This window comes from uncultured Kordia sp., from assembly GCF_947489565.1.
Taxonomy (GTDB): Bacteria; Bacteroidota; Bacteroidia; order Flavobacteriales; family Flavobacteriaceae; genus Kordia.
On record NZ_CANLEA010000018.1, the window covers coordinates 83660 to 98045 of the forward strand.

At 34.7% G+C, this 14386-nt stretch carries 15 protein-coding genes; 1 reads left to right on the plus strand and 14 read right to left on the minus strand.

The features are described 5' to 3' along the window. Window positions 1–80 precede the first annotated feature (80 nt). From Q0845_RS21310 to bshC, 13 genes are all read right to left on the minus strand, one after another. A complete protein-coding gene (locus Q0845_RS21310; protein ID WP_298517579.1) occupies window positions 81–437 on the minus strand; it encodes a hypothetical protein in 357 nt (118 codons plus the stop codon). Between the two features lie 23 nt (window positions 438–460). Further along, window positions 461–919, minus strand: a complete 459-nt coding sequence (locus Q0845_RS21315) for a hypothetical protein (RefSeq protein ID WP_298517582.1) — start codon at window positions 917–919, stop codon at window positions 461–463. Window positions 920–939: 20 nt separating this feature from the next. Next, window positions 940–1536, minus strand: a complete 597-nt coding sequence (locus Q0845_RS21320; RefSeq protein WP_298517585.1) for an N-acetylmuramoyl-L-alanine amidase — start codon at window positions 1534–1536, stop codon at window positions 940–942. A gap of 268 nt (window positions 1537–1804) precedes the next feature. Continuing rightward, complete coding sequence (locus tag Q0845_RS21325) at window positions 1805–2002, minus strand: hypothetical protein (RefSeq protein ID WP_298517588.1); 198 nt, start codon at window positions 2000–2002, stop codon at window positions 1805–1807. A gap of 117 nt (window positions 2003–2119) precedes the next feature. Continuing rightward, window positions 2120–2404 carry a DUF5946 family protein gene (locus Q0845_RS21330; RefSeq protein WP_298517591.1) on the minus strand — a complete coding sequence of 95 codons (285 nt, stop codon included), beginning with the start codon at window positions 2402–2404 and terminating at the stop codon, window positions 2120–2122. Between the two features lie 248 nt (window positions 2405–2652). Beyond that, window positions 2653–2835 carry a hypothetical protein gene (locus Q0845_RS21335; RefSeq protein WP_298517594.1) on the minus strand — a complete coding sequence of 61 codons (183 nt, stop codon included), beginning with the start codon at window positions 2833–2835 and terminating at the stop codon, window positions 2653–2655. A 290-nt stretch (window positions 2836–3125) separates the two neighbouring features. Beyond that, window positions 3126–3344 (minus strand): class I lanthipeptide, encoded by a 219-nt coding sequence (locus Q0845_RS21340; RefSeq protein WP_298517597.1) that lies wholly within the window; start codon window positions 3342–3344, stop codon window positions 3126–3128. A 273-nt stretch (window positions 3345–3617) separates the two neighbouring features. After that, the gene (locus Q0845_RS21345) at window positions 3618–3863 is read right to left on the minus strand and encodes a DUF3820 family protein (protein ID WP_298517602.1); all 246 of its coding nucleotides are present in this window, start codon (window positions 3861–3863) and stop codon (window positions 3618–3620) included. Continuing rightward, complete coding sequence (locus Q0845_RS21350; protein WP_298517605.1) at window positions 3856–4407, minus strand: DUF922 domain-containing protein; 552 nt, start codon at window positions 4405–4407, stop codon at window positions 3856–3858. Before Q0845_RS21350 ends, Q0845_RS21345 begins: the two co-directional genes overlap by 8 nt. Beyond that, window positions 4408–4809 (minus strand): OsmC family protein, encoded by a 402-nt coding sequence (locus Q0845_RS21355; protein ID WP_298517608.1) that lies wholly within the window; start codon window positions 4807–4809, stop codon window positions 4408–4410. A 21-nt stretch (window positions 4810–4830) separates the two neighbouring features. Then, complete coding sequence (locus Q0845_RS21360) at window positions 4831–6750, minus strand: LysM peptidoglycan-binding domain-containing protein (RefSeq protein WP_298517611.1); 1920 nt, start codon at window positions 6748–6750, stop codon at window positions 4831–4833. A gap of 16 nt (window positions 6751–6766) precedes the next feature. After that, window positions 6767–8302 carry a glutamine-hydrolyzing GMP synthase gene (gene guaA, locus Q0845_RS21365; RefSeq protein WP_298517614.1) on the minus strand — a complete coding sequence of 512 codons (1536 nt, stop codon included), beginning with the start codon at window positions 8300–8302 and terminating at the stop codon, window positions 6767–6769. Window positions 8303–8391: 89 nt separating this feature from the next. Further along, on the minus strand, window positions 8392–9999 hold the full coding sequence (bshC, locus tag Q0845_RS21370; protein ID WP_298517617.1) for a bacillithiol biosynthesis cysteine-adding enzyme BshC: 1608 nt from the start codon (window positions 9997–9999) through the stop codon (window positions 8392–8394). A gap of 133 nt (window positions 10000–10132) precedes the next feature. Here bshC and Q0845_RS21375 point away from each other — a divergent pair, with 133 nt between their 5' ends. Continuing rightward, the gene (locus Q0845_RS21375; RefSeq protein ID WP_298517620.1) at window positions 10133–12616 is read left to right on the plus strand and encodes a M14 metallopeptidase family protein; all 2484 of its coding nucleotides are present in this window, start codon (window positions 10133–10135) and stop codon (window positions 12614–12616) included. Window positions 12617–13057: 441 nt separating this feature from the next. On the opposite strand, the gene rimO is transcribed toward Q0845_RS21375, so the two are convergent. Continuing rightward, on the minus strand, window positions 13058–14362 hold the full coding sequence (gene rimO / locus Q0845_RS21380) for a 30S ribosomal protein S12 methylthiotransferase RimO (RefSeq protein ID WP_298517623.1): 1305 nt from the start codon (window positions 14360–14362) through the stop codon (window positions 13058–13060). Window positions 14363–14386: the final 24 nt, after the last annotated feature.

A 14386-nucleotide genomic window follows, 5' to 3' on the forward strand; every position in this document is an offset into this window, starting at 1 on the left:
TACAATCTTTTTTTTGCTGTAGAATGCATCCTTTGTGCTGTATACTTTCTGTAATTCAATACGAAAGTAAAAACTTAGTGTTATGCCGTTTCTGTGTTGTTGTCGTCTTCTTTAGGTTTTACAAAACCAATGGCAGTTTTAATTACGGTATCTAAGATACTGTTCTTTAAATGTCCTAATTTTATTTTAGAAACACCCGCAGCGTATAATCCTTTTAATACGACTAAATCCTTTTGACTTTCTATCAACCACTTGTAATCATCGAGTGTGATGTTTCCTTCGGCAAGTAAGGTTGTCCAACGTTCTAGTTTTTCTTTGGATGCTTTTAAAAAGTCTTGCACATCCTTTTTTGACTCTTCTTTTAAGTCGTCAAACTTAGAACCCATTAAACTTAATAAGTTTCCTTTTAGTTCTTTCAATAAATCTTTGAAGTCCATGTTAATATGTTGTTATGTCGTTATTATAATCCTAGAATTGCTTTGAGTTTGTTTTCTGCGGCAGGATCTTTTTTTCCTTCATATTGAAGAATTAAATCCAGTGCTTCAGTGACTTGTCCTTTGGCTTCATTGATAAAGAAACTTGAAAGTGTTCCTTTGTCTTTCCAACGCTTTAAAAATCCTGCGATAAAGTTTTTATCTGGATTTGCAATCATTTTCCACATGGCATACGAAATGGTATTGTTCTCTCTATTTTTTTGGTATTCAAGCATTTTTGCTAGTTCTGAATCAAAATTATCGATCGCCGCTTGTTGTGAATCGTAAGACATCGTTGCCTTGTCCATTAAATTGATAGCATCCACTTTTAGTTCCGTTCCTTTTTGGTAGGAATATTGATCAAAAACAGGTGCTCTAAGTGATCCGCATGATGAGACTAGAAACAGTGTTAACATTAAATACACTGCATAAAAACGTGTTTTCATATTTGAATTGTTATGTAAGGTTAGAATAATTCTTGTTGTACTCTTTTGATGGCTTCTACGTGATAACGAATGACTTTTGCTCGTCCTTCACGCGTCATTAAGATTGATTTGCATTCTTCTTCATTGTCCATAAAGAAGTTCTCCGTCAGAATGGCTGGCATTTTCGTGTGCTTTAACACATAAAAGTTTTTTTCTTTGTCTAAATCGCCATCAGAGAAATCGGTACGCAATCGTCTGTTTGGAAATTCTCTTTTGAATTCTTCTCCAAAAACAGTGGCGATAGCATCACTTCGAGTATTTCTTACGGATGTAAATATTTCACTTCCATGTCCGCCACCTGCATTCGAATGTACACTAATGTAAAAACAGTTTCGAGAACCATATTTATTGGCTCTTCGTACACGTGTTGCCAACGTTACATCTCTGTATTCTGGTGCTAAGTTTTCATACGGAATGCGAAGTATTGTGAGTTCTTCTATGATTCCATTGACGACAGCGCGATTAAATTCGCCTTCAAATAATTGAGAACCATCACTCCATATTGGAGAACGTTTTCCGGGTGTTTGATACGTTCCGTTAATCAAACCACCGTGTCCATTGTCTAATAATACGATCATATTGTGTGTGTTTAAACAAAAAATCCCTTATATCATACCTCAAAAAGCTGCTATTTTACTGATTGACAATATGTAAAAGGGGAATGATTAAAGATATGGAATATTTGAAGACCACGGAAAGGGGAAAAACCCCCTTTTCTGTAGTTACAGTTGTAAGATGGGGTTTTAATCATGAATGGCAATCTAAGAAGTATACTTGATTCAGCAATTGCTTATTTTTAAATCGTTTATACTTAATATTGATAACTACTGAATCAAGTTTTTAAAATCATTCATAACAGCATTCCCAAGTATCTGAACAACTAAAGTGTGCTGTTTTATTAGAAGTACAATCAGAATGTTTTGTATATGGTTTTCCACCCATTGAAGTTCTTGTGACTCCTGCATCTCCCGCAATAATGGCGTTTAACATACTAATTGTTTTTTTGTTAACTTTTAGTTTTTGAATGCTTCTTTTGTTTTTCATAATTAAAAATGTTTTCATATTTATTCACCAAACATATATGTAAAATCATGAATTAGAAAGGATTGACATTGACGCTTTATAAAATATCAACATGAAATCTTTTTAAAAAAATAATTGCTATTTATCATAATGATTTACGAGATTAGCAATTACCTGTCTATTATCTACAAATGCTTCCCAAACAGCTTCATACCATTGCAGAATCTTTTGATCTTTTTCTGTATCGGAAGTTGCGTTTAGAACATCTTCAACCGTAATGTCTCCTCTGTTTTGTGGTAATGTAATTACTGGCCATTCCACTTTGCGTTTTGTCATTTTCATGTGAAATAACTGTACTTCTTTTCCTGAGAAGCCTTTTTCTATTAAGCGCAAATAAAATTTTGATTGGTTTTGTGGTTTCATCAGCCGTTTGAGTCTCATACGCATCTACTATATTTTGATGAATGAAGTATGCTCTAGGTTGTGCTAATGTGTAATAAGACAATCGGTGAAATGCGCTTTCATTATATTCCATGCTACTAAATTTAATGATAAATATTCTATCTATCATAATTAATAAAGCTATTTACATCTAAAAAATTAGAGGTAAATAGCTTCAATGTCATTCATAATAATACTTTTTCAACTTCAACAATTTGATCTTATATATCTCATGGATCTCCATTAGGTGATACTCCACAAGGACAAGATAAACACGATACTTGTCTAGTAAACTTCAGTCCTCCCATCGAAGTTCTTACAACTCCTATCCCATCACCTGCAACAATCATGTTTAGTGTACTAATCGTTTGTTTGTGAGCTCTTAGCTTCTGAATACTTCTTTTTTTCTTCATAATAAATGTTTTAATGTTTATACAGCAAACATATATGTAAAATCATGAATTAGAAAGAAGTAACATTGATGTTTTATAAAACATCTATACACTATTGTGTTTTAAAATAATTGAACGTACAAGAGCTTATTATTTTTCAAACTATTGTTGAATGTTTCAGTTCATTAACTCTAAACTATTTATAACACAAACAACGAAAGCTATTAGTTTTCAAAGGTTTTCAAAACTAATAGCTTTATTACTACTTATTAAAAAAGATGTTTAAAAGCTTAAAAAATCCCTTTAAGTTTTTAACAATCTTCAGTTCTAAGAGCCACGCATATCATCCAATTATAAGTTACATTGGGACAATCACAAGTGTCAACACAACCACCTGCTACTATTGATGCAGCTTTGGTGGCTCCATTAACTATCGTTGTAGTAACGTCAGCTCCTCCCGTTACAGCGTTTAATGTACTAATCCTTTCTTTGTGAAAACTCAGTTTTTGAATACTTCTTTTTTTCTTCATAATGATAATTGTTTTAATGTTAGACAAAACCTGTTGACATTTTGAAAAATGATGAAGAGTTGTCAAATCGAATAGTAACACCATCATCAAAATCTTAATGCACTAGGGATAAACCAAATATATATGCATGAAAAAATAAAGCGTATTATTTACGAGACATTGTGGTAGTTTACAATATAAATAGTGATGAATTAAAAATGAGATGTGACGAAATAAGAATATTTTGGGATGATTTTTTTAGCAACTTCATCCATACAAAGAATCATAGAATTCTTATTTTTCAAACTGTCGTTGAATGTTTCGAATCATCGGTTCCAAACCATTGATTTTGATATCGAGCATTTGTTCTAGTTGTCGTCCTAGTTTTCCTTTTGGAAATCCTTTTTGTCGGTACCAAATTAAGTATCGTTCCGGTAAGTTTACAAGATATTTACCTTCGTATTTCCCGAAAGGCATTCTGGCATGTGCCAGTTCTATCAAGAGTTTTTGTTGCTCTTCTTTGTTGGGGAAATCAGTCATTATCTGATGGAGATCGCTTGTAGTTATCGTATTTTTTGAGTTCGCGCGCTATTAGTTTTTGCCATTTTATTTGTCCTGCATAATCTCTAGAATAGTCAGAACCTGCATCATAGGCATTTTGCATATCGCGCAATTCTTCGTTGATTTGATCGTAGATTTCAGCAATTTCTTGTTGCACGTTTTTGGTAAACTTTGTTTCTTTTATGCGTTTTCGAAACTTACGTGCATACAATTCTGAGATATCAAAATGTAGTTGTTCATGTCCTAAAACAGTATCATTAACGCGTTCTTTTAAATACCATGATTTTTCTGGGTAAAATTGCGCCATCACTTGTGTCGTATATTCTACTTTATCACTGTTAGAATAGGTTTTAGAGCTAAATCCGTAGGTAATTCCAGAAGCTGTAATTGCTACCGCATCCGTATCGTATTTGGGAGCTGCTTCAAAGTTTCCCCAATGCAGTTTCTTCTGCTGTGACCACGTGATCTTTTCTTCCTCTTGAACGAGTAGAAAGATGCAAAGTATACCTATGATTCTATACATTTATTTCCAATGAAATTCAACAATCTTTTCAATATCTGGATGAAGACTGTAATGTACAGGACATGTCTTTGCTGTATTTTCTAGTATTTTTTTGGTTTTGTCATCAGCTTCAAATGGCAAGTGAATTTGCACTTCAATTTTAGAAATTCGTCTTGGATCTGAAGCCATTGTTTTGGTAACTTCTGCGGTTGTATTTTCCATATTCACACCGAGTTGTGCCGCTTTAATTCCCATGACTGTCAACATACAACTTGCGAGTCCTGTCGCAACAGTATCTGTAGGAGAAAACGCTTCTCCTTTCCCATTATTGTCTGTAGGAGCATCTGTAATGAATTCATTTCCAGATTTTATATGTGTTGAAACCGTTCTAAGGCTTCCAGTGTAGGTAACTTTTGAAGTCATGATTGTTGTTTGTAGGTTTTATTATTCAACTTCTTTGATTTCTAATCCTTCGTATTTTACAATGTATACGCCTTTGTTAAAAAATCCGCCAAGGAGTTTTTTACGATAGTCAAATTTGTTTTCTACATAGCTTGTTTCTGTACCAGTTCGTACACTTTTTGCTAAATTTTGGTCGTATGCTAAACGAAGTAAGATATCAAAGGTAATATCAAATCCACGCGTTGCAATTCTACTTGGAGAAATACCATATTCAGCCTTGTATTTTTGCACAAATTTATTGTCTAACGACGAAGGTTTGTCAATAGATGGATAGTGAAAGTTAAGATTTGCTAAGTGACTGTTGTATATATTATCACTGGTGTCGTACTTGCTACTTTTATTTGTCGTAAGTAATACAATTTTACGTTTATCGCTTGTCGCATAAGAGTTTAATACCGACGTTACATTTGCAATCAATGATAAGTCTTCTGTTTCCAAAATGACCCAATTTTCAACATCTTGTTTTAAATGTGGAAGAATTAATGCTGGTTTGATAAAATTTCCTTTTTCAGGATTGAAAATTTTATGATTTGGTAAAATCGATTGCAATGTTGCTTTTATTTTGACTTTCGTTTTATCTGCAATGATGATTACATTTTTATCTTGACCATTCTTTTTCAAGAATTCCAACATTTTTTCTTCTAGCAGTTTTTTATCTGGAATTGTTTGATACACATTTCTGTGATCTACCTTTTTGCTAGTCAACGGAGAAATTACAGGAATTCCATCAGATTTTAATTCAGAAGCTACTACTTCCACATTAGCATCTAATATTGGGCCAATAACAGCATGTATATCTGTAAAGTCGTTTGCTGCAATTGCGCTTTGTGTTTCCCCTTTATTTCCGCCATTGTCAATCACTTTTACATTGACCGATAAGCCTAATTTTTTAATAGAATCCAATGCCATTAATGAACCTGTGTAAAAGTCCGTTGCATATCCTAACAATCGATCTTTTTTAAGTTTCGTTTTGGTTTGGCTTACAGAATCGACATCCAATTCATTCAATTTGAACGGCAACATGATGACAATGTTTGATACATTTTCCGGATTTGCGTTTTCCATGAAATTAAACTTGTCAACCACAACCGCATCTACAACTTCTAGTGTTTCTGTTTTTTCAACAGGTAATTTTAATACCATTCCTGCTTTTAAGCCATCTTTTAACGCTGGATTTAAGTGAATGAGTTCATCTTCAGAAACGCCTAATTTTCGCGTCAATGTATACATGGTTTGTTTTGGCTTTACATCGTAAAACACATATTTTTCCACGCTTACTATTGCTGGTTTTTCTGAACGAATTGGCAATTTGATTTCCTGACCAATTTTTAAACCTTCTTTAATCTCTGGATTGATCGCTTCAAGTTCCTCAATGGTAAGTCCGTAACTATGCGCAATTCCCCACTTCGTTTCTTTAGCTTTTATGGTATATAATTCAAAAGAAGTGTCTTCGTTGTTGGTTTCTTCTTCTTTTGTTTCAACAGTTTCTGTAGTTTGTGTTGGTTTCTTTTTAAAAATTGGAATCGCAATACGATCGCCCTTTTTCAAACCTTCTTTCGCTACTTTTTCATTGTATTTTAGAATATCTTCTTGCGTAACTCCATATTTTTTGGCAATCCCAAATATGGTTTCTTTTCGTCTAACTTTATGATTGGTAAACGTAACCTCAACATCGGAAGTCGTTGCAATTGATGTTGAAGGAATAATAAGCATACTATTTCTACGTACGCCTCTTCGTGCTTCAGGATTTAATTTAATAATGTCATCTGGACTAATATTGTATTGTTCGGCAATACTTTCCACCGTTTCTCCTCTTGATACTTTATGATTTTTGTACTGTTGCGCAGTTGCTACGCAGCTTGTCATCAGTATCGCTAAACAAAATCCTAAAAACTTCTTCATTCTTTGTGCTAATTAATTATTCCCATTCAATGGTCGCTGGCGGTTTTGAGCTGATGTCATACACTACTCTATTAACGCCTTTTACTTTATTTATTATATCGTTTGATACTTTTTGCAAAAATTTATATGGTAAATCTACCCAATCGGCAGTCATACCATCCGTACTTTCTACTGCACGTAATGCAACTACTTTTTCATACGTACGCTCATCACCCATAACTCCTACTGAGTTTACTGGTAATAAAATAGCTCCTGCTTGCCATACTTTATCATACAAATCCCATTCACGCAATCCGTTAATAAACACAGCGTCAACTTCTTGTAATATACGAACTTTTTCCGCAGTGATATCTCCCAATATTCTGATTGCCAATCCTGGTCCTGGAAATGGATGACGACCTAATAATTGTTTGTCCATTCCCATAGAAGCACCAACTCTTCTTACTTCATCTTTAAACAATGCTTTTAGAGGTTCTACGATTTTTAATTTCATAAAATCTGGCAAACCACCTACGTTGTGATGACTTTTAATAGTTGCGCTTGGTCCTCCGGTTGCACTTACACTTTCTATCACATCAGGATAAATAGTTCCTTGTGCCAACCAAGTTACGTCTTGTATTTGTGTTGCTTCATCATCAAACACTTCAATAAATACGCGACCAATGGCTTTACGTTTCTTCTCAGGATCGCTCTCTCCTGCTAGCGCATCCAAAAAGCGTGCCGAAGCATCTACACCTTTTACGTTCAATCCCATTCCTTCGTATTGTTGTAATACACTTGAGAACTCATCTTTACGCAGTAAACCATTGTTTACAAAGATGCAATATAAGTTTTCTCCAATAGCTTTGTGCAATAACATTGCTGCTACACTTGAATCTACACCGCCAGACAATCCTAAGACAACTTTATCATTGCCCAATTGTGCTTTTAAATCAGCCACCGTTTCGTCTACAAAAGCATTTGGTGTCCAATCTGGATTTACATTCGCAATGTGAACCAAGAAGTTTTCTAGCAATTGTTTTCCATCTGTAGAATGATATACTTCTGGATGAAATTGAATTGCATAGGTAGTTTCGCCTTCTATTTTGTAGGCTGCATTTTCTACATCGTGTGTACTTGCTAGTAATTTTCCGTTGGTTGGTAATTTTTTGATGGTATCACTATGACTCATCCACACTTGACTTCCTGTAGAAATGCCTGCTAAAAACGGTTCGTTTTCTTGTACAAAACTTAAGTTTGCACGTCCGTATTCGCGGGTGTTTGATTCAGCTACTTGTCCACCAGAAAAGTGTGCTAAATATTGTGCGCCATAACAAACGCCTAGTAATGGTTTTACGCCGCGAATGCCTTTTAGTTCTGGATGAAAAGCATCGTCAGACCTTACGGACATTGGACTTCCCGAAAGAATTACAGCTTTGTACTCGTCTAAATTTGTTGGAATTTTATTGAATGGATGAATCTCGGAATAGATGTTCAGTTCTCGAACTCTGCGCGCAATTAGTTGTGTGTATTGCGATCCGAAGTCTAATATTAATACCTTGTCGTGTTGCATGCGCAAAAGTACTATTTAGATTTCAAATTTCAAGCAATAAGAAAAAGATTTTTTCACATGATATTCACAACAATATATATGACTGTTTCTTAGAGTTCTAACACCAAAAATTCACCTGATAACGGTTGCAAATGTTCCACCAAAGTTGGCACCAACGTTTCTCCATATTCTAAGTACAATTCAGAGAAGTTGAGTCGTCGTTCTTGCAATGAGTTTCCTGGAAATAGCGCTTCACGTAGTTCTTCACTTCTTGCGACTTTGTCTTTTAGCACTCTTTTTTGTGCTTTTAGCAATCGTTTTTCCAAATGTTGCAAACCTTTGAGCTGCTTTTTTTCTTGTGCTGCTACTGCTCCTGTAAACGATTTGTCCGTTTGAGCTGCTAATTCATATAAGTGTTTGAATTGCTGTTGCAAGTGTTCTTTTTGTGATGAAAAATCAATTTCAATATCACTGAGTTCTTTTACTTTTTGAACGGCAAAACCATCTTTTTTTAGGAATACATCACGATTGGAGATGTTGAGCTTTGCCATTTTTTCCGATTGCTTCTGTGTTTTCACTACGACAGAATTTCGCAATAATAACATTGGAAACGTAACGTTTACCGCTTCAAAATACGACTTTAATTCAAGCCAATACGCCAATTCTCCGCCTCCGCCAATGTAGCATAGGTTTGGCAAAATGATTTCTTGATATAAAGGACGTAATAGTGCATTTGGTGAGAAACGTTCTGGATGTGTGTGTAATTCTTCTTTTATTTGATCTGAGTTCCATCTCACGGAAGTGTTATTCACCTTAAAAACACCATCGGTTTCAATAATGCGTTCGCGAATTCCGTCTTTTATGTAGAATAGATTGATTTCTCTTGGATTGATTTGAATTTTATACGAATTACTAACTTCCGTTAATTGTTGCGCCGTTTCTAACACTTTTTTGTGTGCCGTTTGCTGCATTAATTCGTTTTCCACAAACGGAATGAATAGTTGTTTTAATGCCACATCATTTCCGTCCACAATTACCAAACCATAACGTTTGAACAATTCGTTGGCAATATAACGCGTAGCATCTGTGAGATTGTCATGTTTTACATATCCATCTTCAAAAAGTGCTTGCAAGTATTTTGCGTTGTTGCTGTTGCCTAATTCTTTTGAGAATACTTCTAATACTTCTGCCAATCCTTCCGTAGATAATTCGCCCACAGCGCCACTTGCCTCACGATTCCAACGTATTTTTTTGTCTTTGAAATTGAAAAAACAGATTTCATCAAAATCATGATCTTCCGAAGCCATCCAATAGATAGGCACAAACTTATAGCTAGGATATTTTTCCTGTAAAGTTGTGGTAAGATTGATGGTAGAAATGATTTTGTATAAGAAGTATAACGGACCTGTAAAGAGATTCAATTGATGTCCTGTTGTAATCGTGAATGTATCTTCAGAAGCTAGTTTTTCAATGTTTTGCAGTGTTTTTTCTGAAGCAGCTACTTCTTTATATTGCGCTCGTAAAGCATTTACTAACACCGTTCTTTGTGAAGCATCTGTTAAGCGAGATTGTTGTTTTTCTTGAATTTGTTCTCCAAAGTTTTCCAATCTAGGAAAGCGGTGATAGAATGATTGTAATGCTGGGCTTTCAGCTAAATAATCACACATTAACGGAGAAAAGTATCCAGTTTCGTGATACGAAATACATTCAGTTGGCATAGTTGGTCGTCAGGATTTTAAAGTTGCAAAGATATAGTTATTTAAAATGCTTTTTTCTCAAAATTTCGTTAAGATATTCTTTTTCAAAATTATATTAGTTAGCTTTGATGTCTATCTTAACTTATCATTTGTAATGAGACGACATATTTTTACTTTACTTTCATTTTTTATCATTTCAACCACCCTTTTTGCACAAAATATTCAATCTCCTAAAGAATTTTTAGGTTATGAATTGGGAACACGATTCACAAATCATTACCGTGTGGTCGATTATTATCAGTATTTAGCAAAAGCTTCCAATATGGTTCAATTGGAAGAGTATGGTAAAACTAATGAACATCGCTTATTGCAAGTTGCGTATGTTTCTACTGCTGAAAATTTAGGCAATTTGGAAAGTATTCGAACGAATCATTTGGCAAATGCAGGAATTGGAACTGCTGAAAGTACCGCAAATAAAGCAGTTGTTTGGTTGAGTTATAATGTACATGGAAATGAATCGTCGAGCACGGAAGCTTCCATGCAAACTATTTATGAGTTGATTACTTCCAAGAAAGCTTGGCTTCAAAATACCGTGGTAATCATTGATCCGTGTATCAATCCTGATGGACGCGATCGTTATGTGAATTGGTACAATCAAGTAGCAAGTGTTCCTTATAATAGCAATCAGAAAGCAAAAGAACATAACGAACCTTGGCCAGGCGGAAGACCAAATCATTATTTGTTTGATTTGAATAGAGATTGGGCTTGGGCAACACAGGTAGAAACGCGTCAACGTTTGAAAGTTTATAATAAATGGTTGCCACATATTCACGTAGATTTTCACGAACAAGGCATTAATGAACCGTATTATTTTGCGCCTGCTGCAGAACCGTTTCATGAAGTAATTACCGATTGGCAACGTAATTTCCAGATTCAGATTGGAAAGAATCATGCAGGTTATTTTGATAAAGAAGGTTGGCTGTATTTTACACGCGAACGTTTTGATTTGTTTTATCCGAGTTACGGAGATACGTATCCGACTTTTAATGGTGCAATTGGAATGACTTATGAACAAGCTGGACACGGACGTGCTGGTTTAGGAATTATAAATGATGAAGGTGATTTGTTGACTTTGAAAGATAGAATTGCACACCATCACACTACAGGTTTATCTACAGTAGAGATTTCTTCACAGAATGCAGACAAGTTGAATTCTGAGTTCAAAAAGTATTTTGACGACAAAGATTTTACGTATAAGAGTTATGTAATGGAAGGAAATCAAGATCGAATTAAAAAATTAACTACATTATTAGACAGACATGAAATTAAGTATGGTTTTTCATCCAATACAATCGTAAAAGGATATGATTATGAGAGTGATTCTCAGAAGTCAAATAAGGTTAATAATGCCTTAGTCGTTAGCACAAATCAACCAAAAGCCAAGATGGTCAAAGTATTGTTTGAACCAAACGCAAAATTGAGTGATTCTGTTACGTATGATATTACTGCGTGGAGCATTCCGTATGCATATGGATTGAAAACGACAGCTTCAAAAGCCTTAGTTTCTGCGACCAATTCTGGTACTGATTCTATTGTGTTTAATACGACAGATATGCTTTCTAAGAAAAAAACAGCTTATATCGCACATTGGAAAAGCATCAACAGTGCACATTTTTTAAGTCAATTATTACAACATGGATTGCGCGTACGATTTACGGAGAAACCGTTTTCTTATGAAGGAAAATCGTATGAAAGAGGTTCTTTAATCATTACGCGTAGTGATAATAAAAACATCCCTGATTTTGATAAAAAAGTAACTTCTATTGCAAATGATTCTCAAACAGTTATTCATTCAGTTTCTTCTGGATTTTCAGATAGTGGCGTTGATTTAGGTTCACCAGATGTGAAAGAAATTAAAATGCCTAAAGTTGCTGTGATGTCTGGAAATGGAGCAAACTCTCTTGGTTTTGGAGAACTTTGGTACTTTTTTGAACAAGAATTAAATCTCTCTGTAACGAATATTGATGCTGCTAATTTTTCGGGAAGCACACTGAATTCTTTTAATATCTTGATTTTACCTGATGGAAATTACGGTAGTTTATTCAACAGTAATCAGTTGAAAACCTTGAAAAACTGGGTTTCTCGTGGTGGAAAAGTTATTGCCATGAAAGGTGCCTTGCGAACTTTTGCAGGGAAAGAAGGTTTCGGAATTGCGAACAAAGAACGTAAGGAAGAAACTGAAGGCGGAATTGTTTCGTATGCAAAAAGTGAACGTCAAAACATTTCTAATTTTATTACTGGCGCCATTTTTAAAACCAAAGTAGATACTACACATCCACTCGCATTTGGTTATGACGATTCGTACTTTACCTTGAAATTAGGAAGTGATGCCTATGATTATTTGAAAGGCGGATATACGGTTGCGTATTTGGAAGATAATAAGGTAATTTCTGGTTTTGCAGGTCATAAAGCCGTGAAGCATATTAAAAACACCTTAGTTTTTGGGGAATATAGAATCGGAAACGGAAGCATGATTTATATGGTAGATAATCCGATGTTTCGTGCGTTTTGGGAAAATGGAAAACTGTTTTTTGCCAATGCAATTTTTATGGTGAATAATAATTCGTTTGAACTTTAATTAGATACGCTTACGCTTTTAGACCGCTTCGCTGTTAGATGTTAGATCGCGCTGGAGCGCTGTTAGATTGTTGATTTGGGTCTTGGGTCTTGGGTCTTGGGTCTTGGGTCTTAAAATATGTTTTTTGAAGTCAACTCAACATTTAAAATTTAAGATTTAACATAAAAAAGAAGCAGATTACTTCGTCGTAAACTCCTCGTAATGACGTTTGATACACTTTTACATTCAACATTTAAAATTTTACATTTATCATTTCTAGATACTAATTTCTTAGCAGAAATTCACTCGATATGACGATTGGTGATAAAGAGAATGATTGTTTTTTGAAGTCAATTCAATATTTAAAATCTAAGATTTAACGTAAAAAAGAAGCAGATTACTTCGTCGTAAACTCCTCGTAATGACGTTTGATACACTTTTACATTCTACATTTAAAATTTATCATTTCAAAGGCTCACCATACAAATCAAAGTCAGCAGCTTCAATGATTTTCACTTCCACAAATTCACCTTGTTTTACGTAGAATTTTGCAGCATCAATTAAAACTTCGTTGTCTACATCTGGAGAATCGAATTCGGTACGACCTATAAAATAGTTTCCTTCTTTTCGGTCAATGATGCATTTAAAAGTTTGTCCAATCTTCTGTTGATTAAGTTCCCAAGAAATCTGTGATTGAATCTCCATAATTTGGTTTGCACGATCTTGCTTCACTTCTTCCGGAACATCATCTTCCAATTTGTATGCATGCGTGTTTTCTTCATGTGAATACGTAAAACATCCCAAACGTTCGAAACGCATTTCCTCTACCCAATTTTTAAGTGTTTGAAAATGTTCTTCCGTTTCTCCTGGATATCCAACAATTAATGTAGTACGAATGGTCATTTCTGGAACTGCAGCTCTGAATTCTTTCAACAATTTTGTCGTCTTCGCTTGATTGGTTCCACGACGCATTGATTTTAAGATATCATCTGCAATGTGTTGCAATGGAATGTCTAAATAGTTACAGATTTTTGGTTCTTCATTCATTACTTCCAAAACATCCATTGGAAAACCTGCTGGAAACGCATAATGCAAACGAATCCATTCTATTCCTTCTACTTTTGCTAAAGCACGTAATAATTCTGCTAAGTTTCTCTTTTTGTATAGATCTAAACCGTAATACGTTAAATCTTGTGCAATTAAGATAAGCTCTTTAACGCCTTTTGCTGCTAATTTTTCTGTTTCAGTTACTAATTCTTCAATTGGTTTCGATCTGTGTTTCCCTCTCATTAAAGGAATCGCACAAAAAGAACACGGACGATCGCAACCTTCTGCAATTTTAAGATATGCATAGTTTTTGGGTGTTGTTGTAATTCGTTCACCAATCAACTCATGTTTGTAATCTGCGCCAAGTGCTTTTAATAATTGTGGCAATTGAGTTGTCCCAAAATATTGATCTACATCTGGAATTTCAGCTTCTAAGTCTGGCTTATAACGCTCACTCAAACAGCCTGTCACAAAGACCTTATCGACTTCACCATCTTCCTTCTTCTGAACATAATCTAAAATCGTGTTTACACTTTCTTCTTTGGCATTATTGATGAATCCACATGTATTGATAACAACGATGTTTCCTTCTTCTTCATGTGCTACTTCTTTGCCATTTGCCTTCAGTTGTCCCATCAAAACTTCGGAATCATATACATTCTTAGAACACCCAAGTGTTACGACATTGATCTTATTTTTCTTTAAAGTCTTTGTTCTCATATCAAAAAAATCAGTGGGCAAAGA

Coding starts and splice junctions, on each gene's coding strand:
- Q0845_RS21310 (WP_298517579.1), bottom strand. CDS start 437: ATGGACTTCAAAGATTTATTGAAAGAACTAAAAGGAAACTTATTAAGT.
- Q0845_RS21315 (WP_298517582.1), bottom strand. CDS start 919: ATGAAAACACGTTTTTATGCAGTGTATTTAATGTTAACACTGTTTCTA.
- Q0845_RS21320 (WP_298517585.1), bottom strand. CDS start 1,536: ATGATCGTATTATTAGACAATGGACACGGTGGTTTGATTAACGGAACG.
- Q0845_RS21325 (WP_298517588.1), bottom strand. CDS start 2,002: ATGAAAAACAAAAGAAGCATTCAAAAACTAAAAGTTAACAAAAAAACA.
- Q0845_RS21330 (WP_298517591.1), bottom strand. CDS start 2,404: ATGAAACCACAAAACCAATCAAAATTTTATTTGCGCTTAATAGAAAAA.
- Q0845_RS21335 (WP_298517594.1), bottom strand. CDS start 2,835: ATGAAGAAAAAAAGAAGTATTCAGAAGCTAAGAGCTCACAAACAAACG.
- Q0845_RS21340 (WP_298517597.1), bottom strand. CDS start 3,344: ATGAAGAAAAAAAGAAGTATTCAAAAACTGAGTTTTCACAAAGAAAGG.
- Q0845_RS21345 (WP_298517602.1), bottom strand. CDS start 3,863: ATGACTGATTTCCCCAACAAAGAAGAGCAACAAAAACTCTTGATAGAA.
- Q0845_RS21350 (WP_298517605.1), bottom strand. CDS start 4,407: ATGTATAGAATCATAGGTATACTTTGCATCTTTCTACTCGTTCAAGAG.
- Q0845_RS21355 (WP_298517608.1), bottom strand. CDS start 4,809: ATGACTTCAAAAGTTACCTACACTGGAAGCCTTAGAACGGTTTCAACA.
- Q0845_RS21360 (WP_298517611.1), bottom strand. CDS start 6,750: ATGAAGAAGTTTTTAGGATTTTGTTTAGCGATACTGATGACAAGCTGC.
- guaA (WP_298517614.1), bottom strand. CDS start 8,302: ATGCAACACGACAAGGTATTAATATTAGACTTCGGATCGCAATACACA.
- bshC (WP_298517617.1), bottom strand. CDS start 9,999: ATGCCAACTGAATGTATTTCGTATCACGAAACTGGATACTTTTCTCCG.
- Q0845_RS21375 (WP_298517620.1), top strand. CDS start 10,133: ATGAGACGACATATTTTTACTTTACTTTCATTTTTTATCATTTCAACC.
- rimO (WP_298517623.1), bottom strand. CDS start 14,362: ATGAGAACAAAGACTTTAAAGAAAAATAAGATCAATGTCGTAACACTT.